The following is a 23595-nucleotide window of genomic DNA, read 5'->3' as shown; positions in this document are numbered from 1 at the left end:
CCACAAAAAAAGAAAAAGACGGGACTATTCCCCGCCGTTTTCCTGATCCATTCAAGTATTAGGATGCTTTTTCTTCAGCTTTTTCATATATATCGATCCCTGCTTCATTTAGCATCCATTCAATATGGACACCATATCCTGAAGTAGGGTCGTTTACAAATACATGTGTCACTGCTCCAATAATCTTGCCATCCTGGATAATCGGGCTTCCGCTCATCCCCTGGACTATGCCGCCTGTTTTATTAAGCAGCTTCTGATCCGTCACTTTAATGACCATTCCTTTTGTTGCCGGAAACTTCTGCGGAATCGTACTGACAATTTCTATATCGAACAATTGTACTTCATCATTGTCGACCACAGTTAAAATTTGGGCAGCTCCCTCTTTTACCTGATGGGATAAGGCTATAGGCATCGGTTTGTCAAAAATTCCGTTCTTCATATCCCGGTTTAATTCCCCAAATATTCCGAAAGGACTGTTCCTGACAATATTCCCGATTATTTCTTTATCAGAGGAAAAACGTGCAAGTTTTTCACCGGGATTGCCATTGCTGCCTTTTTCAATTGAAGTTACAGTCGATCTGACAATTTGTCCGTCTTCAACCACAATTGGCTTCTTTGTATCCATATCCGAAATAACATGGCCGAGTGCTCCATATTTTTTCGATTCCGGGTGATAGAAAGTCATCGTCCCAATGCCTGCTGCAGAGTCACGTATATATAATCCAAGCTTATAGGTTTCTTCCCCGTTTTCTTTTAAGGGAGTCAGCTCAGTTTTCACCTTCCCGCTTTCACGGCTTACGATGATTTGGAGCGGATTGCCGCTTTTGCCTGCTTCTTGAACAAAGGGAGCAACATCTGACATTTTTTCTATCTTCTTTCCATTGATTTCTGTAATGATATCCCCTATTTTTATTCCGGCTGTTTCGCCTGGCGAAGCTTTTCCTTCAGCCGTATTAATCTGATGGTGTCCAACTACTAACACGCCTACTGTATTCAGTTTAACCCCGATCGATTGGCCTCCTGGAATTACTTTAAAATCTTTTAAAACGTTAACATCAACTTTCTTTATCGGAAATCCTGCCAGCTCGAGAAGCATTTCATTTTTTCCATTTTCATTTGCATGAAGCGATATCGAATGGTTATCTTCCTTAAGTGAAACACTTGTATTATCTATGGACAGTCCAGCCGACACTGCTTCTGCCTTTGCAATGTCCAGCTGCTGCCCTTCAAAAAGAGTAATATTTGCAGGTATTTGCAAATATTCCTGAACAGGCTTGGAAAAACCTAAAGCAATTAATGAAACAAGGAGAATTCCACCAATTATTTTGCGTAAAACATCATATGTCAATTTTTTCACTCTCCTCGCTTCTAGTCCATCCACGTCAAATGGCTACACCTTTAATTTTGCCTGCATTGAAGGCATTTATAACAGCCATTCACATAAAAAAAGCTATCCTGCTTTGGATAGCTTTTCAAGGTATTAGTTCTAATAGCGCAGCTGATGGGAACAGACCTTATAATTGATCAAAATTACTTTAGCTGATTAGCCAGATGCAGCAGCTCTTTCGCATGCTCTTTTGTCAAATCAGTAATTTCCACTCCGGAAATCATACGGCCGATTTCTTTAATTTTCTCATTCTCAGTCAGCGGTTTTACTGTTGTTTTCGTCCGCCCATCCTTTGTGTTTTTAGCAATGAATAAATGAGTATCTGCCATAGCCGCAACCTGCGGAAGATGAGAGATGCACAGCACCTGTGAATCCACGGAAACGTGATGAATCTTTTCCGCGATGGCTTGCGCAACCCTGCCGCTCACGCCTGTGTCTACCTCATCGAAAATAATACTTGTGACACCCTGATGTTTTGAAAATATGCTCTTTAAAGCAAGCATGATTCGGGACAATTCTCCGCCCGATGCAATTTTAGACAGCGGCTTGAGCGGTTCTCCCGGATTGGTTGAAAGGTAGAACTCCGCCCTGTCAATTCCGTTCTTCAAGAAGACTTCGGGATCAGAAAAGAATCTGACCTCAAAAACTGTCTTTTCCATATATAATTCCTTAAGCTCTTTATGAATTAACTTGGTAAGCTTAAGAGCAGATTTTCTGCGCAGCTTGCTCAATTCTTCTCCTTCAACCAGAAGGTCTTTTTTCAGTGCAGCAACTTCCTTTTGCAGCTTATCAATATGAGTTTCTTTATTTTGCAGGGTTTCAATTTCTTCTTCTATTTTTGCAGCGTATTCCAGCACTTCTTCTACCGTTTTTCCATATTTTCTCTTTAGCCCATTAATTTCATTCAATCTGCTTTCTATCTCATTAAGCCTTTGGGGATCATATTCCATAAAGTCCATTTCATTGCGGAGTGATCGGGCTGCATCTTCAAGCAAATAAAAACTGTTTGCCACGTTTTCCGCTATTTCTTTATAGGCGGAGTCCAGTTCAGCGGCATCATTCATATAGCCCATAACCATGCCGATCCAATCAAGCCCTTTATGTTCTCCTTGAAGGGCATTATAGCCTGACTGAAGAGAATCAAAAATACGTTCATAATTGGAAAGCTTGCTCTTTTCTTCAATCAAATCTTCATCTTCGTTCAATTTCAGCTCAGCCGACTGAATTTCATCCAGCTGAAATTGAATTAGATCAAGCCGATGCGCCATTTGCTGTTCATTCTCACTTAAATTCTTAAGCTTTTTCAGAGTACTTTCATATAACCTATAGATATCGTGGTATTCAGTTAAGGCACCGGATATTTTGGATCCTCCAAACTGATCGAGAAGTGGAAGATGAAAGGTTTCATCCATTAATTCCTGATGTTCGTGCTGACCGTGTATATCAATAAGTGAACTTCCGATTTCTCTCAATACAGAAATAGTGACAAGTTTTCCGTTCACTCTGCAGACGCTTTTTCCTGTCTTTGATATATCCCTGCGGAGAACAATCATTCCATCTTCAATCTCTATCCCAAATTCAGCAGACCTGTTATAGCAAGGGTGTTTAGGATCATCCAGGATAAAAAGCCCCTCAATTTCAGCCTTATCTTCACCATGGCGGACAAATTCTGCAGATCCCCTGCCTCCAGCCAGCAAGTGAATGGCATCGATAATGATGGACTTCCCTGCTCCGGTTTCACCAGTTAAAACAGTTAAGCCCTTTTCAAATGAGACAGAAAGGGCTTCGATTATGGCAAAATTTCGTATGGATATTTCGTTTAACAATCATATCACCTCATAAGAAAAGCGCAAGCGCCTTGCCTACCCCCGACACCTCGAGGGGGTAGGCGCTGGAGCTAGACAGTAATCTAACTTCAGAATTTATACTTTCTTATCTTTTAAGAAAAGCGCAGAACGCCCGCATATCGGCTTAAGACCTTGAAGCAATGGCGCTCGCAGCCAGAAAAGTTATCTAAAGCATTTCAAGAAACCGATTTGAAATAGCTTCTGTATCTTCTGGGGTTTTACATATGATCAGGCATGTGTCATCCCCGCAGATTGTTCCCAGAATCTCTTCCCAGTCAAGGTTATCGATAAGTGCGCCAATAGCCATGGCATTGCCGGGAAGAGTCTTCATTACAAGGAGATGTCCTGCAGTATCCACTCTAACAAAAGCATCCATTAAATTTCTTTTAAGCTTTTGCAGCGGATTGAAACGCTGATCCGCCGGAAGACTGTATTTGTACCTGCCGTCCATTAATGGAACTTTTACCAGGTGAAGTTCTTTAATATCTCTTGAGACAGTCGCCTGGGTTACATTAAACCCGGCGTTTTTCAATTCATCCACCAGGTCATCCTGTGTTTCAATATCGTTATTTGTAATAATATCCCGAATTTTTATATGTCTTTGCCCTTTATTCATTTTTTCACCTCTATAATCAGCCGCTTGACAGCAGGCAGAAAAAAATTAATTTAAAGTGTTTTGTACTCTAATGTTAGCTGATTTTCTCAATAAAGTACAATTTTTCCCGTATATTATTTATTATAATTCGTTGAAAGTCGACAAATTCCTTTTAAAAAAGGAACAGGCATTTAGCCTATTCCTCTTCTTTAACCTGCTTTGTTTTCAGTTCGGCATGGGCTTCTTTTACAACTTCATCTGTCCGGGCTTTAAGAAGATTTTCTCCTTCTTCTTTGATGCCTGACCAATACAGATGGAGGAGAAATTCTATGTTGCCGTCTCCGCCTGTAATGGGTGAAAAGGAAACGTCCTTGACATCATAGCCGAGGCTCAGTGCAAATTCGATAATTTTATCAAGCACGGCTTCATGTATTTTAGGATCTCTGACAATCCCCTTTTTCCCAACCTGTTCCCGTCCAGCTTCAAACTGCGGTTTCACTAGGGCAACTGTGTCACTGCCGGGAACCAGCAGCGTTTTTAATACAGGCAATATAAGCTTTAGTGAGATGAACGAAACATCAATGGACGCAAAGTCAGGCATACCGGCTGAAAGGTCGGCTGGGGTTACATATCTGAAATTGGTCCTTTCCATTACAACTACCCGTTCATCCTGCCTTAATTTCCAGGCAAGCTGATTATATCCGACATCTAAAGCATAAGACATTTTGGCGCCATTCTGCAGGGCACAATCTGTGAAGCCTCCGGTAGAGGATCCAATGTCAAGGAGGATCTTGCCTTCAATTTCTAAATCAAAAACTTTTAGAGCTTTCTCAAGCTTTAAGCCTCCGCGGCTGACGTAAGGCATGACCTTCCCCTTTAAAGTCAGCGGAATGTCTGCACTAACCTTCTCGCCCGGCTTATCCAGCCTGCTTTCATTGCTGAACACCAGGCCGGCCATAACAGCTCTTTTCGCTTTTTCTCTTGTCTCAGCAAGACCTCTTTCCACTAATAAAACGTCTAATCGTTCTTTCTTTGTCTTCATTCTTTATGCCCTTTTTTGTTTTTTTCTTGCCAGTTTTCCCATTCTCTCAACAGCATCATCTGCAGTCATCCCGATTTCTTCCAATAGTTCATTTACACTGCCATGCTCAATAAATTTATCAGGTATCCCCATACGGTCGATTTCCGCATGATGGAAGCCATGTTCGTGTGCATATTCAAGAATTGCACTTCCAAAGCCACCCTGCAGCACAGCTTCTTCTATAGTGAGAATAGGCATATTGGCTGAAAACAATTCATGCAGCATTTTTTCATCAAGCGGCTTAATAAACCTTGCATTAATGACTTTAATGTTGTGTCCATGCTTCTCCAGGGTTTGAGCTGCCTTCAAAGCCATTGGAATGGTTGTCCCAAAGGTTAAAATAGCTCCGTCATTGCCATCGCGCAGAACTTCCCATGTTCCAATTGGAATTGGCTTAAGTTCTGTATCCATAGGCACTCCTATGCCATTTCCGCGCGGGAAACGCATAGCAATAGGTCCATCATTATATTCTATAGCTGTTTTTACCATATGCTGGCCTTCATTTTCATCTTTTGGCATCATCAATACCATATTCGGCAAATGCCTTAAAAATGCAATATCGAATACACCCTGATGGGTTTCACCATCTGCACCCACAAGGCCTGCCCGGTCTATTCCGATAAATACATTCAAGTTCTGGCGTGCAATATCGTGTACGACCTGGTCATAAGCACGCTGCAGGAAAGTAGAATAAATCGCAAGAAACGGCTTCATGTTTTGGGTTGCAAGCCCGGCAGCTACGGTTGCTGCGTGCTGTTCAGCAATACCAACATCGTACATCCGATCCGGAAATTCACTTGCAAAGCCTTCAAGCTTCGAGCCAACAGGCATTGCAGGAGTAATTGCAACAATTCTTTCATCTTCTCTCGCAAGCTCCCTGACGGTTTCGGAGACAAGCTTGCTCCATGCAGGCGGTGTACTTGCAGGTTTCACAAAGTCGCCTGTCTCCATTTTATAAGGGCCTGTACCATGCCATGTGCCAATCTTGTCGCTTTCGGCAGGGTGATAGCCTTTTCCTTTTTTCGTAATAACATGGAGGAGCACTGGGCCTTCTGTTTTCTTTGCATAAGCAAGGTTCTCGAATAAGGCTTCATAGTTATGCCCATCAACAGGTCCCAAATAGGTAAAACCTAATTCTTCGAAGAACATGCCTGACACAAACAGATACTTAAGGCTATCTTTCAGTCTTTCAGCAGTTGAGGCTAATTTGCCGCCGACTGCCGGAACCTTTTTTAATAAATATTCAAGTTCATCTTTTACCCAATTATACTTGCCTGCGGTCCTTAACCTTCCAAGTACATTGTGAAGAGCACCTACATTAGGGGCAATTGACATTTCATTATCATTTAATATAACGATCATATCCTTTTTTTCATGACCGATATGGTTTAAGGCTTCTAAAGCCATCCCGCCTGTTAAGGCACCATCCCCAATTACGGGAATGACATAATTATTCTCTTTTTTCAAGTCTCTGGCAATAGCCATTCCCATCGCAGCTGATAAAGAAGTGGAGCTGTGCCCCGTTTCCCATACATCGTGCTCGCTTTCAACCATTTTTGGAAAACCGCAAAGACCTTTATATTGTCTTAAAGTATCGAACTGACACGCACGGCCCGTAAGAATTTTATGGACGTATGACTGATGTCCGACATCCCAGATAATTTTATCCTTCGGACTGTCAAAACATTTATGCAATGCAACAGTCAGCTCAACAACTCCAAGATTAGGCCCAATATGCCCGCCTGTGCCTGAAAGCTTTTCTATTAGGAAAGTGCGGATATCCTGACTTAAACTTTCCAATTCTTTATTCGAGAGCCCTTTTAAAAAGGAAGGGTCTTTAATTGATAACAGATCCATACTGCGGACCACTCACTTTCGTTTCTTATTCGTCCGTTTTCTTTTTACGTAATGTTAGGCAGTGTTGGTATAAGCCTTAACAAAACAAGCCTATTTATTTAAGCGTCTAGCCTGTCTAAAAGATAGTATCTTAAGATTACCTTATTACAGGAGATTTTCCAAATGCTTTTCATATTAAACAGCTTCAGAATATGCTTTCTTGATGGTGTCTCTTCCGCTGGCGAATGCATCCACAGGGAAAAAAGTGCAAGCTTCTCCGGCAGCAATTCCTATGATACCAAAATATACACATTGAAGACCATCATTTTATTAAACAGCAAATGCCGCTGATACAAAAGTACAGCGGCAAGGCCATCGGTTATACATATAATTAGTGGTCCCTGTTTGCAATCAGATCTGTTATTTCTTCCAGCAGCTCTGTTTGAAGGCCTGTTTCCCTCAGCTTTTCTTTTGCAGATCTGATATGGTTTTCAAGCGCCTCTTTCGCCCCATTTATTGTAAGAAGAGATGGATAGGTGCTTTTATTTTTTGATTCATCACTGCCAACAGGCTTCCCAATTATCTCCTCTGTCCCTTCAAGGTCGAGGATATCATCCCTGATTTGAAAAGCCAGTCCCAGATGATAGGCAAAAGCAGATAGAGCCTGAAGTGTTTCCTGACTGGCATTTGCCAAAATTGCTCCTGATACAACACTGCATTCCAGCAATTTGCCGGTTTTATGCACGTGGATGTACTCAAGATCCTCTAAGCCCAGCTGCTTGCCTTCTCCTTTAATGTCTGCTGCCTGGCCGCCAACCATCCCCTCAGCACCGGAAGCTTTCGACAGCTCCTTAATTAAAGACAGCTTTGTTTCGGCTGAAGCAAATTCGTCAGGTGTTTCCGCAATTGTCTGGAAGCTGTAAGTAAGCAGGGCATCGCCTGCCAGAATGGCGAATGCTTCTCCAAATACTTTATGGTTGGTCGGTTTGCCTCTTCTTAAATCGTCATTATCCATGCTTGGCAAGTCATCGTGAATGAGCGAATATGTATGGACCATCTCAATCGCCGCCGCAGTCCACAGCCCTTTCGACGTATCCTCGGCAAAAGCAGCCAATGAAGCAAATAACAGCATTGGCCTGATCCGCTTTCCTCCGGCTTCAAGTGAATACAGCATCGATTCCTTGATCTCAGGAGGAGCTTTCAATTTATTTACGTAATCCTTTAAATGAATTTCCAGTTTTTGTTTATGCAGTTCAGAGAAAGAACTTAAGGATTGCTGCAAGATTATTCCTCCTCCGGAATGGCGAAGTTTGCTTTACGGCCATCCTCCGTCAGTATTTCTGTAAGCTGTGATTCCACGTTTTTAAGCTTATCATGACATAATTTTGAAAGCTCCATGCCTTTTTTATAAATATTTATAGCCTCTTCAAGGGGAACATCTCCCTCTTCAAGCTTTTCTACAATAACTTCAAGTTCTTCCATCGCTTGTTCAAATGAAAGTTGTTTTTCATTCGCCATGCCATTCACTCCTCAATATCCGTTACCTTGCATTCAATGGTTCCATCAGATATCTTCAATTTTATCATATCATCCGCTTTAACTTGGGACACGGTCTTTATTAGGGTTTCCTTTTCTGTATAAGCAAGGCTATAGCCCCTATCCATAATTTTAAGAGGACTGAGTGCCTCGAGGGTTGAAATGACCCTCGCAAAGTCCTTTTCTTTTGCAGCCAGGATATTTGCCATTGTTCTGTTTAAAAGCTTATGAAGCCGATCATTTTTTTCTTTCGCCTGATCCTTTAGTTGTCCTGGATGACTCCTAACCAGCCTTTTTTGCAGGGTTTCTGCCTGCTCCAGCTTTAAATCGTGCAGCCTTCTTGACCCTCTCATTAGCTGTTCGGTTACTTTATCCAGCTGTTCCATTTTTTGTTCATACAATTTTTGCGGGTATCTGAAAGCGTATGATTTCTGCACCCTTAGAAGCCTTTCATTTTGCAGTGCAACTTGTTCTTTCATCGCTCTTATCAGCCTTGATTGCCTGTTGAAAAGCCTTTCCGTCAAGTCATCAATATGCGGAACTGCCATTTCTGCAGCTCCCGTTGGGGTGGGGGCCCTTAAATCTGCAACAAAATCTGCTATTGTAAAATCCGTTTCATGGCCGACAGCTGAAATAATAGGTATTTCGGACTTGAATATTGCTCTGGCTACAGCTTCTTCATTAAAGGCCCAAAGCTCTTCAATAGAGCCTCCGCCCCGGCCGATGATTAAGACATCGGCATCCCCAGAGGAATTAGCTTCAGTTATCGCTTTCACAATAGAGGGAGCTGCCTGGTTACCCTGAACAAGCGCAGGGTAGATAAGTATGTTCGCAATTGGATAGCGCCTTTTGAGCGTTGTCAGAATATCTCTGATTGCAGCTCCAGTAGGGGATGTAATAACAGCAACTGTTCTTGGATAACGCGGGATCTCTTTTTTATGTGCAGGCGAAAAGAATCCTTCTTTCTCAAGTTTTTCTTTAAGCTGTTCATAAGCCAGATAAAGTTCACCAATCCCGTCCGGCTGCATTTCCTGTACGTATATTTGATATTGCCCGCTGGATTCATAAACGGAAATGGCTCCGCGAACTAAGACTTTCATGCCATTCTCTGGCCTAAATTTCATGGTTCTCGCATTTCCTGCAAACATTACAGCTAAAATTCGGGCTTTCTCATCCTTTAAGGTGAAATACATATGGCCGCTTGAATGCTGTTTAAAGTTTGAGATTTCTCCCTTAACCAATATATTTTGCAGATGAGGGTCGGCATCAAATTTTCTTTTTATGTATTTGGTCAGTGCGTTTACTGTCAGATACTGCTGTTCCTTCATAACAATCTCCTTTATGCTGAAGCTGCATTGCATCTCACCAAGAGCAATAACGCAAAAAAACTGTCCTTCCATTCAGCCCGCATGCTTATACCTGCATGACAGGTTTCCTAAATACAGGATAATGGAAATGGACAGATTTTGCATCTCTGGCGGCCATTACTTTTAGATTTTGCTAATGGAAGACTTTGCTGCCTTTAAAGTATTATGCATTAACATGGTAATTGTCATCGGTCCCACTCCGCCTGGAACAGGAGTAATAAATCCTGCTTTGTGCTTAACTGCCTCGAAATCAACATCGCCGCAAAGCTTTCCTTCCTCATTTCGATTCATGCCGACATCTATCACGATTGCGCCATCTTTAACATGGGCTTCTGTGATTAATTTCGCTTTCCCTGCTGCAGCCACCAGGATATCCGCCCGCTTTGTATATTCCTTCAGATTAGCCGTTTTCGAATGACAGTATGTGACAGTAGCGTCTTCATTAAGGAACAGCTGCCCGGCGGGCTTCCCTACAATGTTGCTTCTGCCAATAACCACTACATGCTTTCCGGAAATGTCTGCACCAATGCTATCCAGCATTTCAATGATCCCTGCGGGAGTACAAGGGATAAATGCATCCTGAGCTGTCATCATCCTGCCAATATTTATGGGATGAAACCCATCAACATCTTTGTCAGGAGATATGGTCTCGATGATGGCTTTTTCATTAATATGGCTTGGGAGCGGCAGCTGGACAAGGATTCCATGGATATCATCACTTTCGTTTAACTCTGTGATTTTTCTGATAAGCTCTTGCTCACTGACGCTTTCGGGAAGTTCAATAAGCATAGAATTCATGCCCAGCTTATCGCAGGTTTTCTGCTTGTTTTTCACATATGTTCTGGACGCCTGATTATTCCCCGCTAAAATAACGGCCAGGCCTGGCGTAATCCCTGCCGCCTTCAGCTTTTGCACTTCTGAGCCGATTTGATCCTGTTTCTTTCTTGCAATTTCTTTTCCATCTATTAATTCTGCAGCCATTTTTATCCCCCTATCAGGAACTCGGAAGCGCCTATGATAAGGACTGCCGGCTCGCTTGCATCTAGATAGTGCCAGCACATTCAGTGTGAGTCAGAATTCTAATGTTTTTTAGAGCTTTTCTTTTACCTTTGATAAAACACCATTAATAAACTTGCTTGACTGATCATCACCGTAAAGTTTGGCGATTTCTATTGCTTCATCGAGCACCACATTGGCTGGCACTTCCTCCGCTAAATACAGCAGCTCAAAAACGGATAAGCGCAGAATATTGCGGTCTACAGTAGCAAGCCTTTCCAGCGTCCATTTTTCAAGAAATCCTTTGATTTCGCCATCAATTGTTTCTTTATGCTGCAGGACACCTGATACTAGTTTGTTCAGGTACTCATCGCTTTTTTCACCCTCTAAAACGTGTTCGATGGCAGTCTCCGGCTCTGTCCCGCTTACATCAATCTGAAATAAAGCCTGCAATGCTTTTTCTCTGGCTGTTCTTCTCTTCATCTTTATAAAACTCCTTTATGGCTAACATAGTAATTTTCATTTTTGAGCATTTGCACGTCCAAAAATTGCATAAGAAGATAATAGCATAAGTAAGGAATCTTCGCACTACAACATGAGCATTATGTTTGAGCAGAAACATGATTTTAGGCATGGAAACTTATGAAATTAATTTTCCCTTTAAAAACTCCTTTATAACGTCTTAAGGAGTGAATGATGAAGAGAATGAACCATGAGAAAAGCCAAAGACGAGTTTTATGTCTTTGGCTTGATGGTGCGTTACATTTCCTGTTCGTATTCAACCTCATGCTTTTGGTTTTCAAACATGATTCCTACTACGTGAATGTTTACTTCCTGGGCGTCCAGGGCTGTCATATTCAGGAGGGCCTGACGGATGTTATCCTGAATTTTTTGGGCAACGCTTGGAATGGACACGCCGAATTTCATCAGACAATATACATCAACTTTGATGCCATCTTCTGTTAATTCGACTTTAACGCCTTTTCCATGGTTCTTTTTACCGAGCCTTTCAACCACTCCTGTAGCAAAGTTTCCGCGCATTTGCGCTACGCCTTCTACTTCTGAAGCAGCAATGCCGGCAATAACCTCAATAACTTCCGGTGCAATTTCCACCTTGCCAAGGCCAGAATTTTCAGGGCTCATTTCGAGAATATTATTTTCGCTCATTTCAGCACCTCCACAAGTCTTTAAGAATTCATTACATCGTGCAATTCAAGAAATTTCGTATTAAACTGCCCTTCCACAAATTTTTCGTGGCTTAGGAGCTTGAGGTGGAATGGGATTGTTGTATGAACCCCTTCCACTACAAATTCACTTAATGCCCTTTTCATTCGAGAAATAGCTTCTTCTCTAGTATTGCCGTAAGTGATCACTTTCGCAATCATTGAATCGTAATATGGAGGAATCATATAGCCCGGGTAGGCAGCAGAGTCCACTCTGACACCCAGCCCGCCAGGAGGAAGATACATATTGATTTTTCCTGCTGATGGCATAAAGTTCTTCTCCGGGTTTTCCGCATTAATTCTGCATTCGATCGACCAGCCGCTAAATGTAACATCGCTCTGTGTGAAATTAAGCTTTTCACCTGAAGCAACCTTAATTTGCTCCTTGATTAAATCGACCCCTGTAACCATTTCTGTAACAGGATGCTCCACCTGGATACGCGTGTTCATTTCCATGAAATAGAATTTGCGATTTTGATAATCGTATATAAATTCTATCGTGCCAGCGCCTGTATAATCAACCGCTTTTGCTGCTTTAACAGCTGCATTTCCCATTTCTTCGCGTGTTTCACCGTCAAGGGCAGGTGAAGGCGTTTCCTCCAGCAGCTTTTGCAGACGCCTTTGAATAGAGCAATCCCTTTCCCCTAGATGAACGGTGTTTCCATAATTGTCTGCAAGAACCTGGATCTCCACATGGCGGAAGTCCTCAATATATTTTTCAATATAAACACCAGGATTTCCGAACGCAGTTAGTGCTTCCTGCTGGGTAATCGTAATTCCTTTAATAAGCTCTTGCTCATTGCGCGCTACGCGGATTCCTTTCCCGCCTCCGCCGGCAGTCGCTTTAATAATTACCGGATATTCAATCTTTTCAGCTAGCTGAATAGCATCTTCTGCATCCTTTATGATTCCGTTGGAGCCAGGAACAATCGGTACTCCTGCTTCCTTCATGGTTTCCCTTGCAATATCCTTTGTACCCATTTTGCTGATGGCTTCTGGAGTCGGGCCGACAAAGATAATATTGCATTCTCTGCACAGTTCAGCAAAGTCCGCATTTTCAGCTAGGAATCCATAACCTGGATGGATGGCGTCACAGCCTGTAAGCTTAGCGACACTAATTATATTGGTAAAATTCAAATAGCTGTCCTTTGACGCTTTCGGGCCAATGCAGTAAGCCTCATCGGCCAGCTGAACATGGAGTGCTTCCCTGTCAGCCTCTGAAAATACAGCTACAGATTCTATCCCCATCTCGCGGGCTGCCCTAATGATGCGGACCGCTATTTCTCCTCTGTTGGCAATCAAGAGTTTTTTGATCATCTGTAACCGCTCCTTATTCAGGCTTTACTAAAAATAGTGGCTGGCCATATTCAACTAATTGACCGTCCTTTACAAGCACTTCTACAATTTCGCCATTGACTTCTGCTTCAATTTCATTAAATAACTTCATTGCTTCTACAATGCAGACAATGGAATCTTTTGTAACCTTAGAGCCGGATTTTACATATGCGTCGGCATCAGGTGATGATGATTGATAAAAGGTCCCTACCATTGGTGAGACAATCTTATGTAAATCTTCCGCGGCATCAGCCTGCAGTGCCTGTGCCGGCGCTTCTGCTTTTGGCTCTTCCACTTTTACAGCAGCTGGCTGGACTGGCTGCGGAGCAGGAGCTAACGCCTGAACAGCTGCCGGCTGAACTTGCTGAACAACGGCTGCTTCATTGCCTTTTTTCTTCATCTGAATTTTTGAACCTTCATGCTCATATACAAATTCATCAATATTTGACTGATCAACCAATTTAATCAGTTCACGGATTTCTTGTACTTTTAACATTTTTGCACCCCTTGTTTTCTCACTGCATGACAATTCCTTTAGTCCGTATAAATACTTTTGCTGCAAAGAATTAGAACATACGGCAGGAATGTTCTGCATGATTTAATTATGACTAGATACTAATATCATACGATAAGACCTTATAAAACTTCAACATCCTATTATGTACTGGATAATAATTTCTGTATCCATCCTTTATTTCATTTTAATATTTTTCTAATTTTTTGTGAAATATTTCAGATGATTTACACGAAATTCATCCAGATTTCTATAGTAAACAGGACTTTTATATTATGCACTTATATGAAAAAGTTACCAAACCGCAAACGAAATTATAAAGGGAGCCTGCAGGAATTTTGCAGGCTCCCTCTATATCTTTTACTTTTCAACCTGGAATTCAACGGCTACTGCCTCAAGCTGCCCAATTTCGTTCCTTACTTCCTGAATGATATTGTTTGCAGCGGAAGCTGAATGATCTTTTGCCTTAACCGTAATTTGAACCTTCTTGCCATCAGCACGGACAAGTACATCTTCATAATCCATTGCTCTGATTAATGTTTCAAGCATCGCTTCTTTTTGAGCGATTTCATTTAATTCATCAATTTGATCTTTTGCCTTCATTCTTTCTTCAGCCGGAAGATCTGTTTGACCTAGGACCTCTGTAAGATCCTCCTTCATGCGGCTGCGCTCATCGTCAAGCTGAAGGCGCAGAGTTTCAAACATTTCATCACTGGCAGTGTTTGTAATGATCGCCTTGCCATCTTCACTTTCAACTGATTCCATTTCTCCCTCTGCCTTTTCTTCTATTGCAGCAAGGTCACTGCCTTTTTGCTCCGGAGATGTTACGTAATATACAGATAATACAACCACCAAACTCAGCATTGTTAATAGCCAGACCGTTTGTTTCTTTAAAAGCATCTATTATTCCCCCTTAGTTTTTTTAGGCATTACGGATACTCTATGACTTGGAACATCAAGCGCTCTTGTTACTGCCTCTATAATCCACTTTTTCACTTGTATATTTTCAGCCCCTTTTGCCACAACCAGCACTCCCCTTATTTCAGGTTTCTTGGTTTCTATGACAATGGGAACCTCTTTTTCTCCATTTCGGACAATCACAAGCTGTTCCTCCTGTGACTGATCCTCAACCTTCCTTTTGCCGCCTTCCCGATCTGTTTCATCGGTTTTTTGTGTTTGGGTCGTTTTGTTTTTTTCAAGGACTTTCTTCTCTGTGGCATCCACATTAACCACAACAGTGGCATCTTCTACTCCGACGATTGCATCAAGTGCCTCTTTTATTTGAGCTTCGTATGCCTTTTCATAATTGGCGATTGTGTCATTTCCTCCAGATTTCTGCTGGCCGAATACTGGCACCTCTTCCTCCTGCTTTACTTCTTCTTCTCCATTTTTAAAAACGGACAAATCCTCGGTAGAGCTGTCTTCTTGAAACAGTGTATTGCTGACCAGCATGATCGCTGCTCCAAAAAGGAGAACAAGCAGCAAATAATGGAATTTACCGGGTTTCTTATCAGACTGCCCATCTTTGGAAATCATCTTCTTTATCCATGTGAAAGGACCTTTTTCATTATCCATCCTTATCCATATTCCCCCCTTCTACCAGAACTTCGATTGAGTTTGCGTCTACATTCCATTTTTGTGCGAGAAGAGAAGCAATTCTTACTGCGTCTTCATGTTCAGGCCCGCTGGATGGAAGAGGTTTCCCGGCATTGATTTCTACTGTTTTAACCACTTCTACAGCTTCAGCTTCTGCATCTTCTGCTTTGAGTTGGATCATGACCTTTTGCAGGTTATCCGGGAAGGCTTGATCACTGCTTTCATCTACTAAAATATCAATGTTAGCAATTTCCAGACCGTACTGTTCCATCAACTCCTCTTCTGCGTCCTGTTTCATGTGGACAGCCATTTGTTCTAAAATATATGCATCACTTGAGGCTTGTATTTCTTTTTTCTTCATTTCTATTAAATTTTCCATATTTTTTTCTCCCGATGCCTCAAAAACTGGCACTGAAACAAGGGCCTCTTCAAAATCACTTGATATAATTCTTAAAATTGGTGTAAGTATAATCGCAATCAGCAGCAGTCCTGTCACCATTTTTGTGTATTTCTGAAGCTTGGAACTGGGGAGGAGCATATCAATGACAGTGGCAAGCAGAACAAATAATATGATGTTCGTTACCCATTCTTTTATGAAATCCACTTCATTCCCTCCCTACCTGACCATCATGGTCAAATTTCCGGCTGCTATAATAACCGTAATACTAAGGAAAAACATCAGGGAGACGATGGCCAGAGCGGCAAAAACATAGATGATGCTTTTGCTGATTATATCCAGGCAGGAAATGATTGGCCCTCCCCCCAGCGGCTGCAAAATGGCTGCCGCAAATTTATATATAAACGCAATCATTAAAATTTTGATTGCAGGAAAAGCTGCGATAATAAGGAGAATGGCGACTCCTGCTATCCCAACAGTATTTTTCAATAGCACCGAAGCGCTAATTACGGTATCAGTCGCATCTGTAAACATCCTTCCAATGACCGGAATGAAATTTCCAGTAATAAATTTTGCTGTACGAATGGTAATTCCATCAGTAACCGCGGCTGAGGCTCCCTGAACTGATATAACTCCCAAAAAGACTGTCAGAAACATCCCAAGAAGCCCTATGCTCCAATTCCGGAGCAGATTCGCAAGCTGAGTTACCTTATAGTGTTCTGACAATGTGCTGACAATGCTTAACAGGGCTGATAAAAATAAAAGCGGAAGGATGACATATTGGATAAATAATCCGCTGACATTCATCAAAAATAAAATCACCGGGTGGAAAAAAGCAGCGGATACCACGCCTCCCGAAGAAGCAATCAGTGCAAGCAGCAGCGGTATGAGAGCCATTATGAATGACACCATGGTTGAAATGGTTTCCTGTGTGTAAGTGATCGCAACATGAAAGCTATTCAGCGCAATAATTATTAAAACCATGAACACGATTGAATATGCCGCTTTACTGACAGTGCTTTTTTCAAATGAATTCTGCAGGGACTGGAGAAACATGCTGAATACCGTCAGCAATATCAAGGTTCCCAGCAGTTTTCCATTTACAATGAACTCATGGAACACAAACTTCATTGCGCCTGCAGCCCACTCTTTTAGTGAGAATTCTTTTTCTCCCTTTATAAATTCATAGAGGCTCCCCTTTTGGCTTTCAGGCAAAAAGCCTCCATACTCTGTTGTGATTTCTTCCCAAAATCCTCTTAATTCATTTAGATCTAACTTCTCCACCTGAGATTCTACTAAATCCTGAGGGGATATCGTTTCCTCTGCTTCGCCGGTCTTAGGTGATGCTTGTACAATTGGTGCCAGGAAAAAGAATAGAATTAAACTGAACCATAAAATTTTCTGCATCCTTTGCTTCATTTTTTTCACCTCTTTTAAAAGACCCTATCTAATGCCAGCAATATGTGCTTGTCCAGTCCGGCAGCCTGCATATTCAGCAGGCCGCCGCAAGCTAGCTCGGAATCATGCGAATGATGGTTTCGATTAATACAGTAAGAATCGGGATAGCCATCGCGAGTATAAGTATCTTCCCGCCCATCTCAATTTTTGCTGCAATGGCCCCCTGTCCTGCATCTTTCGTAATCTGGGCTGCAAATTCAGCAATATAGGCAATTCCGATGATTTTTAAAATGGTTTCAACATATACGATATTTACCTTTGCATTGACGGCAATCTTTTCAATCATATGGATAATGGCATAAATTTGGTCGACCAGAAAAAGAAAGATGGCACAGCCGACAAATACAATCAGCAAAAAAGCAAAATTGGGTTTTTGCTCCTTAACAATCAGCGCCAGGAAAGTGGCTACAAGCGAAAATCCGACTATCTGAAGAATTTCAATGGCTGAGCCCCCCTTTTATCCCTGAAACAAAAAAACAGATTTTATTTTTTGGAATAGGTTATCTACAATGGAAGCAACCATGAACAAGATATATATAAATCCGAAAAGCGTCACCCATTGTGCGTATTCCTTTTTGCCCACCTGATCAAGAATAGTATGCAAGAAGGCTACAACAATTCCGACACCTGCAATCTTAAATATGATATCTACCTCTAGGCCCATCTTTTCTCCCCCTAAGCTCTGATCAGCGTCCGGCAATTCAGGCTGCCGGCGTTTCCTACATTAGTAATATGATTAAGAGCAATCCGGATAAAAACCCCAGACTTTTGACCATTCTCTCGTACTTCACTTGTCTGTCATGTGCATCTGCTTCTTCACGTTCAAGATGGGAAAGGGTCAGCATGATCTGCTTTTGCTGGGAAAGACGGTCATGTCTTCCAAGTGTTTCGCCAAATTGCTTCATGATCTCGAATTCCCCTTGTTTAAAAGCCGTCATTTTCCATATTTCCTTCAAACTTTCTTCCCAGGCGTCCTTAACGGTCGTCTCGGAATCAGTCAATTTCTTTGCAAAGGATTCAAAGAACCAGGATAACGGCTTGGAAAGCTGGGCAGAAAGTCTTCTGGCTGCTTCATGGAGAGGCGTATGGCCATACATAATTTCAGCCTCCAGCGACTGCAGGGCCGATTTAAGCTGGCGAAGCTGCCGCGGCCTTTCGCTAAGATGCCTCGAAGCTTCAAATCCTGCCCACGTTGTAGCAATGATGATCAAAACAGCTCCAATAACCTTCATCATTTACATCACGCCCGCTTTATACGGGTATCCCACACCGTCTGAGTTTCTAATGCACACAATGCTGCCAGGCTCTTCTTTCCTGCTCAGTTCAATAAATCGCTGAAAAATGCCCATTTCCAGTATGGCTTGTAAAGTGGGGCGCTTCTTAATTTCTTCCAGAGAATTTCCATGTGTAGTCATAATCAGCTTTATTCCGGCATTTACAGCCTCCATTATGGCCTCTGCATCTTCATGCCTGCCAATTTCATCAACAACCAGAACCTCGGGGCTCATGGAACGAATCATCATCATCATGCCTTCAGCTTTTGGACAGGCATCAAGGACATCAATTCTATTCCCAAATGTCATTTGCGGGATTCCGTTCACACATCCTGCTATTTCGGAGCGTTCATCCACAATCCCGACCTTGCTGGCAGGAAAGTCACCATTCAGATCACCAGATGAAATGATTCTCGCAATGTCCCGCAGCAAGGTGGTTTTACCAGTCTGCGGCGGACCAATAATCATGGTATGCAGCCACCCATCCCTGTAAATTCTGGGAATCAAATTCTGGGCAATGCCGATTTTCTCCCTGGCAATTCTAATGTTAAAAGAGGAAATATCCCTGATTGCCTTAACCTTTCCTTGTTCAAGAATGACCTTTCCAGCAAGTCCCACCCTATGGCCGCCTTCAATCGTGATATATCCTCTTTTCAGTTCTTCTTCCAGTGTGTAAATGGAAAAATGGCTTATTTTATTCAGCAAATGCACGGCATCCTCTGACTCAACTATATAAGGGAGATAATGCGGTACTCCCCTTGCTGTCAGCTCAATGGGCCTGGAAATGCGGACCCTGATTTCCTCCAGATCCTTTAAGATTTGCGGAGGGATTCTCTGTATTTGTTCGGCTATTTTTTTCGGCAAAAAGGCTATAATCGTTTCCATGTCTGCTCCTCCATTCATAATCTGATCTCGGACTAGCTTCTCATTATTTAAAATGTATGCCTGAGGCAAAACAATATGACTTAGATTTGCAAGCTTCACATTTATTTAGGACAAGCTTTTCGCTGAGTAAAAAAAGTCATTTCTCCAAAAAATAATCGAATAAGAACGTTGATAAAGGCTGGTGTCAATTTATGAAAGCTAAATGCATTTACATTATGATTATTTTTCATCTTTTAGTCCTTGGCTTCTTCCCTGCAGAAGGAATGGCTCATCAGGGAAATACAAAAGGACCGCAAAATGTCATTCTGATGATTGGTGATGGAATGGGAATAGGCCAGATTGAGATTGCAAGAAAACTGGAATATGGAAAGGATGGGCGGCTGTTCCTGGAATCTCTCCCTCACACCGCATTGGTGCATACCGAATCTGCCAATAATTTTGTTACAGACTCAGCTGCCGGTGGCACCGCACTTGCAATTGGAATAAAAACGAATAATGAGATGATCGGAGTCACTCCTGATGGGAAGGAAACAGACAGCATTCTTGATTTATTCAAGAAAAACGGAAAAAAGGCGGGGGTTATCTCTACCAATACAGTTACAGATGCAACACCTGCCGCCTTTACAGCAAGCGTTTCAAACAGATGGTCTGGACAGGAGGAAATTGCACGCCAGCAGCTCAATAATGAGGTGGATGTGTTAATGGGAGGCGGGAGAGCCTATTTTAGCCCGGAAAAGCAAGGCGGGAAGGATTTAATTAAGGAGGCCAGGATGAAAGGGTATGACTATGCAAGCAATCGGGATGAAATGCAGAAAGCAAAAGGGAAAAAGCTTCTCGGATTGTTCAATAATGGATATATGAACTTTAAACTGGACCGTCCTCTAAAAAACAGCAAAGAACCAAACTTAAAAGAAATGACTGAAAAAGCGATCAGTGTACTCTCAAAAGAAAAACAGGGATTTTTTCTTATGGCTGAAGGCGCAAGGATTGACCACGCTTCACACGCAGGGGATATTACAAGCATCTGGAAAGAAACCATTGAATTTGATGAAGCTGTCAAATATGCGGTTGAATGGGCAAAAAAAGACCAAGAGACACTGGTTTTGGTTGCCGCTGATCATGAAACCATGGGTATATCAGCATCAGAGCCGCTGGATATACAGCAGTTAAAAGAAATCAAGGCGACACCGCAGTATATGGTCAGCCAATTTGCCAGAGATGAAAATAGGGGCACTTACCGGTCAGAAAGCGTGAAAGATGTTTTAAAAAAGTATGCAAACATTGATTTAACCGAGCAGGAAATTGAAGCATTTAATGACAAGCTGATGAAAACAGACAGCCAGGTTTATCCTAAATATTTAGCAGCATGGGAAATAGGCAGCCTGATTGCAGAAAAATATCATGGGGGAATTTTAACGAATAAAGTAAGATCTCTCAGCTCAACCGGCGGACATACAGGCAATATGATTCCTTTATTTGCTTATGGCATTGGGAGCGAAGCTTTTACAGGAGTGATGGAGAATACAGATATCCCAAAGAGAATTGCGCGGCTGATGAATTACAGCTGGGATTAATAAGTACGCATTTTCTCTCTTACTCCCGCGTAATTCTAGAAAGATACCTCAATGAAAGCGGGGAATGAAATACATGTATTATTATCAGCCCTTTGTCCGCAATTCTGTGCAAAAAGGAAGCCATTCCAGATCAAAACCAAATATTTTAAGGGTTTCAGGTGAGGGGAAGCTAGCTGTACAGCCTGACCAGGCTAACATAAAGCTGGGAGTTTTAACAGAAGACATGGAGCTTCAGAAAGCACAGGAACAGAATGCAGATGCCATTTCAAGTGTCAAAAAGGCGCTTAATGCTATTGGAATAACAGATAAGCAGATTCAAACGTCCGATTTCACCATTTTTCCGCAGTATGATTTTGTGGATGGCAAGCAAATTTTCCGCGGGTACAGGGTTGAGCATATACTAGGCATTACTGTCGATGAGATAGAAAATACGGGACTTGTTGTGGATACAGCAGTGGATAACGGTGCAAACATTGTCAGAGGAATTCATTTTGAAGCTGAAAACCAGTCGGATTTGTACCAGCAGGCATTAAGTCTGGCCGTTATGGATGCTTACAAAAAGGCAGAAACAATTGCCTCTGCACTAAGAGTACAATTAATCAGCACCCCGGTATCCGTTGCGGAACGAGCTTTAGGCATTGAGCAGCCTGTTTCGTTTCAATCCTCCACTTTTGTTAAAAGTGCCGTCAGCACGCCTATCCAGCCCGGAACCATAGACATAGAAAGCCAAATCACGGCAGAGTTCACATATTATAGTTAGAAGATCTTCGAATTATAATCATGAGGAAAAAGCTAATACTAATAATGTTTCACTGAGTAACTTCCCAGAGAAATGAGGTTTTAGGATGAATGAAAACTTAGGTGAATTTTTAAAATACCAGAAAAAAGGCGACAGGGCTTATCTTGGCGGAACACGCGATAACAGAAATGCTCCTGTATCTGACCCTGATTATAATAATCGCAATGATACTGACATATCCCCCGGAGCTGAAGGCAGAAAATATAAAGGATAAAAAAAAATCCCGAGAGATCGGGATTTTTTTATCAAATTATGCACGTGACACATATGAACCATCAGTTGTATTGATAATCAGCTTATCTCCTTCATTAACAAAGAAAGGAACTTGTACAGTCAGGCCTGTTTCAAGTGTAGCAGGTTTCGTTCCGCCGGAAGCAGTATCCCCTTTAATACCTGGTTCTGTTTCAGTCACTGTCAGCTCAACAGAGTTAGGAAGCTCGATTCCAAGAGACTCTCCCTGGTAAAGCATAATAGCAACTTCCATGTTTTCTTTTAAAAACTTTAATTCATACTCAATTGCTGATGCAGGCAGCTCGATTTGCTCATAAGACTCATTGTCCATGAAAACATGCTGATCTCCATTAGCATAAAGGTATTGCATTTTGCGGTTATCGATTTGTGCCTTCCCTACTTTTTCACCTGCACGAAAGGTTTTTTCCTGAATAGCACCTGTGCGAAGGTTACGCAATTTGGAACGTACAAATGCCGCTCCCTTTCCCGGTTTAACGTGCTGGAAATCCATTACACGCCAAATGCCGTTATCAACTTCAATCGTCAATCCCGTTCGAAAATCGTTTACAGAAATCATGAGTTTGTCCTCCTAATGTGTACAATTAAAGAATAATCAATTCTTTAGTAGAATGAGTAAGCGTTTCATTGTGATCCTTTGTAATGACTGTATCATCCTCAATTCGGACACCGCCGAGGCCCGGTATGTAAATGCCCGGCTCCACCGTTACAACCATTCCAGGTTCAAGTATAACATCAGACTTAAATGACAATGCAGGCCCTTCATGCACTTCAAGCCCTATGCCATGTCCGGTAGAATGGCCAAAATATTCGCCATAGCCTTTACCAGAAATATAATCACGAGTTAAGGCATCTGCTTCTTTGCCGCTCATTCCCGGTTTGATGCCTTCCATCCCCCGCTCCTGAGCTTCTTGCACAATTGTATAGATTTCTTTCAGCTTATCTTCAGGTTCTCCAACAGCAACCGTACGGGTAATATCTGAAACATAGCCCTTATAATAAGCGCCGAAGTCCAGTGTGACAAAATCGCCTTTTTCAATAACTTTATCACTGGCTACTCCATGCGGAAGAGCAGAACGGTATCCGGATGCTACGATAATATCAAACGATGATGAAACTGCACCCGCTTTTCTCATAAAGAATTCTAATTCATTGGAAACTTCCAATTCAGTAATTCCTGGCCGAATGACATCAAGAATATGTTTAAACGCAGCATCTGCAATGTCAGCTGCCACCTTTATTATCTTAATCTCTGAATCGGTCTTTATCAAGCGTAACTTTTCAATTGTGTCAGAAAGAGGAACAAGCTCAGAGTTAACAGCTTTTTCATATGCTTTATAGGATGAAAAAGTTAAATGATTCTCTTCAAAGCCAAGCTTTTTGATCCCAAGCTGTTCAGCCTGTTTGGCAACTTCTTCTGGAATTGCACCAGTATGCTTCACAATTTCATACCCTTCACACTGCTTAGCTGCCTGTTCTGTGTACCGGAAATCGGTTATGAAGAGTGCTTTATCCGCACTGATTAATACCACGCCGGCTGAACCGGTAAAACCAGTCATATAACGGCGGTTGAAACTGCTGGTAATCAGCATCCCATCTATCCCTGACTCTGTAAAGCGCGCGCGTAATTTTTGTATTTTTTCCAT

The 23595-nt window shown here is 42.1% G+C and carries 26 protein-coding genes; 3 read left to right on the top strand and 23 right to left on the bottom strand.

The window, feature by feature from the left end; translation table 11 throughout:
- Positions 1-58: 58 nt before the first annotated feature.
- The 21 genes from spoIVB to spoIIIAA all read right to left on the bottom strand — a co-directional run bounded on the left by spoIVB (position 59) and on the right by spoIIIAA (position 19327).
- Positions 59-1348, bottom strand: coding sequence for a SpoIVB peptidase (gene spoIVB, locus QUF73_24295; protein MDM5229234.1), 1290 nt, complete (start codon positions 1346-1348; stop codon positions 59-61).
- A 182-nt stretch (positions 1349-1530) separates the two neighbouring features.
- Positions 1531-3213 (bottom strand): DNA repair protein RecN, encoded by a 1683-nt coding sequence (gene recN, locus QUF73_24290; GenBank protein ID MDM5229233.1) that lies wholly within the window; start codon positions 3211-3213, stop codon positions 1531-1533.
- 187 nt (positions 3214-3400) lie between these two features.
- Entirely contained in the window at positions 3401-3850 is a 450-nt protein-coding gene (gene argR, locus QUF73_24285) for a transcriptional regulator ArgR (GenBank protein MDM5229232.1), read from the bottom strand.
- Between the two features lie 175 nt (positions 3851-4025).
- Complete coding sequence (locus tag QUF73_24280) at positions 4026-4871, bottom strand: TlyA family RNA methyltransferase (GenBank protein ID MDM5229231.1); 846 nt, start codon at positions 4869-4871, stop codon at positions 4026-4028.
- Positions 4872-4874: 3 nt separating this feature from the next.
- A complete protein-coding gene (gene dxs / locus QUF73_24275) occupies positions 4875-6767 on the bottom strand; it encodes a 1-deoxy-D-xylulose-5-phosphate synthase (protein ID MDM5229230.1) in 1893 nt (630 codons plus the stop codon).
- A gap of 370 nt (positions 6768-7137) precedes the next feature.
- Positions 7138-8028, bottom strand: coding sequence for a polyprenyl synthetase family protein (locus QUF73_24270; protein MDM5229229.1), 891 nt, complete (start codon positions 8026-8028; stop codon positions 7138-7140).
- A 2-nt stretch (positions 8029-8030) separates the two neighbouring features.
- Positions 8031-8264, bottom strand: a complete 234-nt coding sequence (xseB, locus tag QUF73_24265) for an exodeoxyribonuclease VII small subunit (protein MDM5229228.1) — start codon at positions 8262-8264, stop codon at positions 8031-8033.
- Positions 8265-8269: 5 nt separating this feature from the next.
- Positions 8270-9610: an exodeoxyribonuclease VII large subunit gene (gene xseA / locus QUF73_24260; GenBank protein ID MDM5229227.1), complete on the bottom strand. Its 1341-nt coding sequence runs from the start codon at positions 9608-9610 to the stop codon at positions 8270-8272.
- Between the two features lie 162 nt (positions 9611-9772).
- The gene (folD, locus tag QUF73_24255; protein MDM5229226.1) at positions 9773-10630 is read right to left on the bottom strand and encodes a bifunctional methylenetetrahydrofolate dehydrogenase/methenyltetrahydrofolate cyclohydrolase FolD; all 858 of its coding nucleotides are present in this window, start codon (positions 10628-10630) and stop codon (positions 9773-9775) included.
- 108 nt (positions 10631-10738) lie between these two features.
- On the bottom strand, positions 10739-11128 hold the full coding sequence (nusB, locus tag QUF73_24250; protein ID MDM5229225.1) for a transcription antitermination factor NusB: 390 nt from the start codon (positions 11126-11128) through the stop codon (positions 10739-10741).
- A gap of 276 nt (positions 11129-11404) precedes the next feature.
- Positions 11405-11812 (bottom strand): Asp23/Gls24 family envelope stress response protein, encoded by a 408-nt coding sequence (locus QUF73_24245; GenBank protein ID MDM5229224.1) that lies wholly within the window; start codon positions 11810-11812, stop codon positions 11405-11407.
- 20 nt (positions 11813-11832) lie between these two features.
- Positions 11833-13185 (bottom strand): acetyl-CoA carboxylase biotin carboxylase subunit, encoded by a 1353-nt coding sequence (accC, locus tag QUF73_24240; GenBank protein MDM5229223.1) that lies wholly within the window; start codon positions 13183-13185, stop codon positions 11833-11835.
- Positions 13186-13198: 13 nt separating this feature from the next.
- Entirely contained in the window at positions 13199-13699 is a 501-nt protein-coding gene (gene accB, locus QUF73_24235; GenBank protein MDM5229222.1) for an acetyl-CoA carboxylase biotin carboxyl carrier protein, read from the bottom strand.
- 378 nt (positions 13700-14077) lie between these two features.
- Positions 14078-14617 carry a SpoIIIAH-like family protein gene (locus QUF73_24230; GenBank protein ID MDM5229221.1) on the bottom strand — a complete coding sequence of 180 codons (540 nt, stop codon included), beginning with the start codon at positions 14615-14617 and terminating at the stop codon, positions 14078-14080.
- 3 nt (positions 14618-14620) lie between these two features.
- Positions 14621-15292, bottom strand: coding sequence for a stage III sporulation protein AG (spoIIIAG, locus tag QUF73_24225; GenBank protein ID MDM5229220.1), 672 nt, complete (start codon positions 15290-15292; stop codon positions 14621-14623).
- Complete coding sequence (gene spoIIIAF / locus QUF73_24220) at positions 15285-15917, bottom strand: stage III sporulation protein AF (GenBank protein MDM5229219.1); 633 nt, start codon at positions 15915-15917, stop codon at positions 15285-15287. The genes spoIIIAG and spoIIIAF overlap by 8 nt, the downstream gene beginning before the upstream one ends.
- A 12-nt stretch (positions 15918-15929) precedes the next feature.
- Positions 15930-17129, bottom strand: a complete 1200-nt coding sequence (gene spoIIIAE, locus QUF73_24215; GenBank protein ID MDM5229218.1) for a stage III sporulation protein AE — start codon at positions 17127-17129, stop codon at positions 15930-15932.
- A gap of 91 nt (positions 17130-17220) precedes the next feature.
- The gene (spoIIIAD, locus tag QUF73_24210) at positions 17221-17610 is read right to left on the bottom strand and encodes a stage III sporulation protein AD (GenBank protein MDM5229217.1); all 390 of its coding nucleotides are present in this window, start codon (positions 17608-17610) and stop codon (positions 17221-17223) included.
- Positions 17611-17625: 15 nt separating this feature from the next.
- On the bottom strand, positions 17626-17832 hold the full coding sequence (spoIIIAC, locus tag QUF73_24205) for a stage III sporulation protein AC (GenBank protein ID MDM5229216.1): 207 nt from the start codon (positions 17830-17832) through the stop codon (positions 17626-17628).
- Positions 17833-17887: 55 nt separating this feature from the next.
- Positions 17888-18403: a stage III sporulation protein SpoIIIAB gene (gene spoIIIAB, locus QUF73_24200; protein ID MDM5229215.1), complete on the bottom strand. Its 516-nt coding sequence runs from the start codon at positions 18401-18403 to the stop codon at positions 17888-17890.
- Positions 18404-19327: a stage III sporulation protein AA gene (spoIIIAA, locus tag QUF73_24195; protein MDM5229214.1), complete on the bottom strand. Its 924-nt coding sequence runs from the start codon at positions 19325-19327 to the stop codon at positions 18404-18406.
- 191 nt (positions 19328-19518) lie between these two features.
- Between spoIIIAA and QUF73_24190 the strand changes: the two genes are divergently transcribed.
- From QUF73_24190 to QUF73_24180, 3 genes are all read left to right on the top strand, one after another.
- On the top strand, positions 19519-20901 hold the full coding sequence (locus tag QUF73_24190) for an alkaline phosphatase (protein ID MDM5229213.1): 1383 nt from the start codon (positions 19519-19521) through the stop codon (positions 20899-20901).
- A gap of 73 nt (positions 20902-20974) precedes the next feature.
- Positions 20975-21661 carry an SIMPL domain-containing protein gene (locus QUF73_24185; protein ID MDM5229212.1) on the top strand — a complete coding sequence of 229 codons (687 nt, stop codon included), beginning with the start codon at positions 20975-20977 and terminating at the stop codon, positions 21659-21661.
- 85 nt (positions 21662-21746) lie between these two features.
- Positions 21747-21914, top strand: a complete 168-nt coding sequence (locus QUF73_24180) for a hypothetical protein (protein MDM5229211.1) — start codon at positions 21747-21749, stop codon at positions 21912-21914.
- Between the two features lie 36 nt (positions 21915-21950).
- Here QUF73_24180 and efp read toward each other — a convergent pair whose 3' ends face one another.
- Together efp and QUF73_24170 are read right to left on the bottom strand one after the other, a co-directional pair.
- Positions 21951-22508: an elongation factor P gene (gene efp / locus QUF73_24175; GenBank protein ID MDM5229210.1), complete on the bottom strand. Its 558-nt coding sequence runs from the start codon at positions 22506-22508 to the stop codon at positions 21951-21953.
- A gap of 25 nt (positions 22509-22533) precedes the next feature.
- The gene (locus QUF73_24170; GenBank protein MDM5229209.1) at positions 22534-23595 is read right to left on the bottom strand and encodes a Xaa-Pro peptidase family protein; all 1062 of its coding nucleotides are present in this window, start codon (positions 23593-23595) and stop codon (positions 22534-22536) included.

Source organism: Cytobacillus sp. NJ13 (assembly GCA_030348385.1).
Taxonomy (GTDB): domain Bacteria; phylum Bacillota; class Bacilli; order Bacillales; family Cytobacillaceae; genus Cytobacillus.
Note: the sequence above shows the minus strand (reverse complement) of the source record. Positions and strands in the feature narration are given on the sequence as shown.

Bases quoted from the DNA above. Each gene is read 5' to 3' on its own strand.
- argR (MDM5229232.1), bottom strand. From the start codon at position 3,850: ATGAATAAAGGGCAAAGACATATAAAAATTCGGGATATTATTACAAAT.
- QUF73_24280 (MDM5229231.1), bottom strand. From the start codon at position 4,871: ATGAAGACAAAGAAAGAACGATTAGACGTTTTATTAGTGGAAAGAGGT.
- dxs (MDM5229230.1), bottom strand. From the start codon at position 6,767: ATGGATCTGTTATCAATTAAAGACCCTTCCTTTTTAAAAGGGCTCTCG.
- xseB (MDM5229228.1), bottom strand. From the start codon at position 8,264: ATGGCGAATGAAAAACAACTTTCATTTGAACAAGCGATGGAAGAACTT.
- xseA (MDM5229227.1), bottom strand. From the start codon at position 9,610: ATGAAGGAACAGCAGTATCTGACAGTAAACGCACTGACCAAATACATA.
- folD (MDM5229226.1), bottom strand. From the start codon at position 10,630: ATGGCTGCAGAATTAATAGATGGAAAAGAAATTGCAAGAAAGAAACAG.
- nusB (MDM5229225.1), bottom strand. From the start codon at position 11,128: ATGAAGAGAAGAACAGCCAGAGAAAAAGCATTGCAGGCTTTATTTCAG.
- QUF73_24245 (MDM5229224.1), bottom strand. From the start codon at position 11,812: ATGAGCGAAAATAATATTCTCGAAATGAGCCCTGAAAATTCTGGCCTT.
- accC (MDM5229223.1), bottom strand. From the start codon at position 13,185: ATGATCAAAAAACTCTTGATTGCCAACAGAGGAGAAATAGCGGTCCGC.
- accB (MDM5229222.1), bottom strand. From the start codon at position 13,699: ATGTTAAAAGTACAAGAAATCCGTGAACTGATTAAATTGGTTGATCAG.
- QUF73_24230 (MDM5229221.1), bottom strand. From the start codon at position 14,617: ATGCTTTTAAAGAAACAAACGGTCTGGCTATTAACAATGCTGAGTTTG.
- spoIIIAG (MDM5229220.1), bottom strand. From the start codon at position 15,292: ATGGATAATGAAAAAGGTCCTTTCACATGGATAAAGAAGATGATTTCC.
- spoIIIAE (MDM5229218.1), bottom strand. From the start codon at position 17,129: ATGAAGCAAAGGATGCAGAAAATTTTATGGTTCAGTTTAATTCTATTC.
- spoIIIAC (MDM5229216.1), bottom strand. From the start codon at position 17,832: ATGGGCCTAGAGGTAGATATCATATTTAAGATTGCAGGTGTCGGAATT.
- spoIIIAB (MDM5229215.1), bottom strand. From the start codon at position 18,403: ATGATGAAGGTTATTGGAGCTGTTTTGATCATCATTGCTACAACGTGG.
- spoIIIAA (MDM5229214.1), bottom strand. From the start codon at position 19,327: ATGGAAACGATTATAGCCTTTTTGCCGAAAAAAATAGCCGAACAAATA.
- QUF73_24190 (MDM5229213.1), top strand. From the start codon at position 19,519: ATGAAAGCTAAATGCATTTACATTATGATTATTTTTCATCTTTTAGTC.
- QUF73_24185 (MDM5229212.1), top strand. From the start codon at position 20,975: ATGTATTATTATCAGCCCTTTGTCCGCAATTCTGTGCAAAAAGGAAGC.
- QUF73_24180 (MDM5229211.1), top strand. From the start codon at position 21,747: ATGAATGAAAACTTAGGTGAATTTTTAAAATACCAGAAAAAAGGCGAC.
- efp (MDM5229210.1), bottom strand. From the start codon at position 22,508: ATGATTTCTGTAAACGATTTTCGAACGGGATTGACGATTGAAGTTGAT.
- QUF73_24170 (MDM5229209.1), bottom strand. From the start codon at position 23,595: ATGGAAAAAATACAAAAATTACGCGCGCGCTTTACAGAGTCAGGGATA.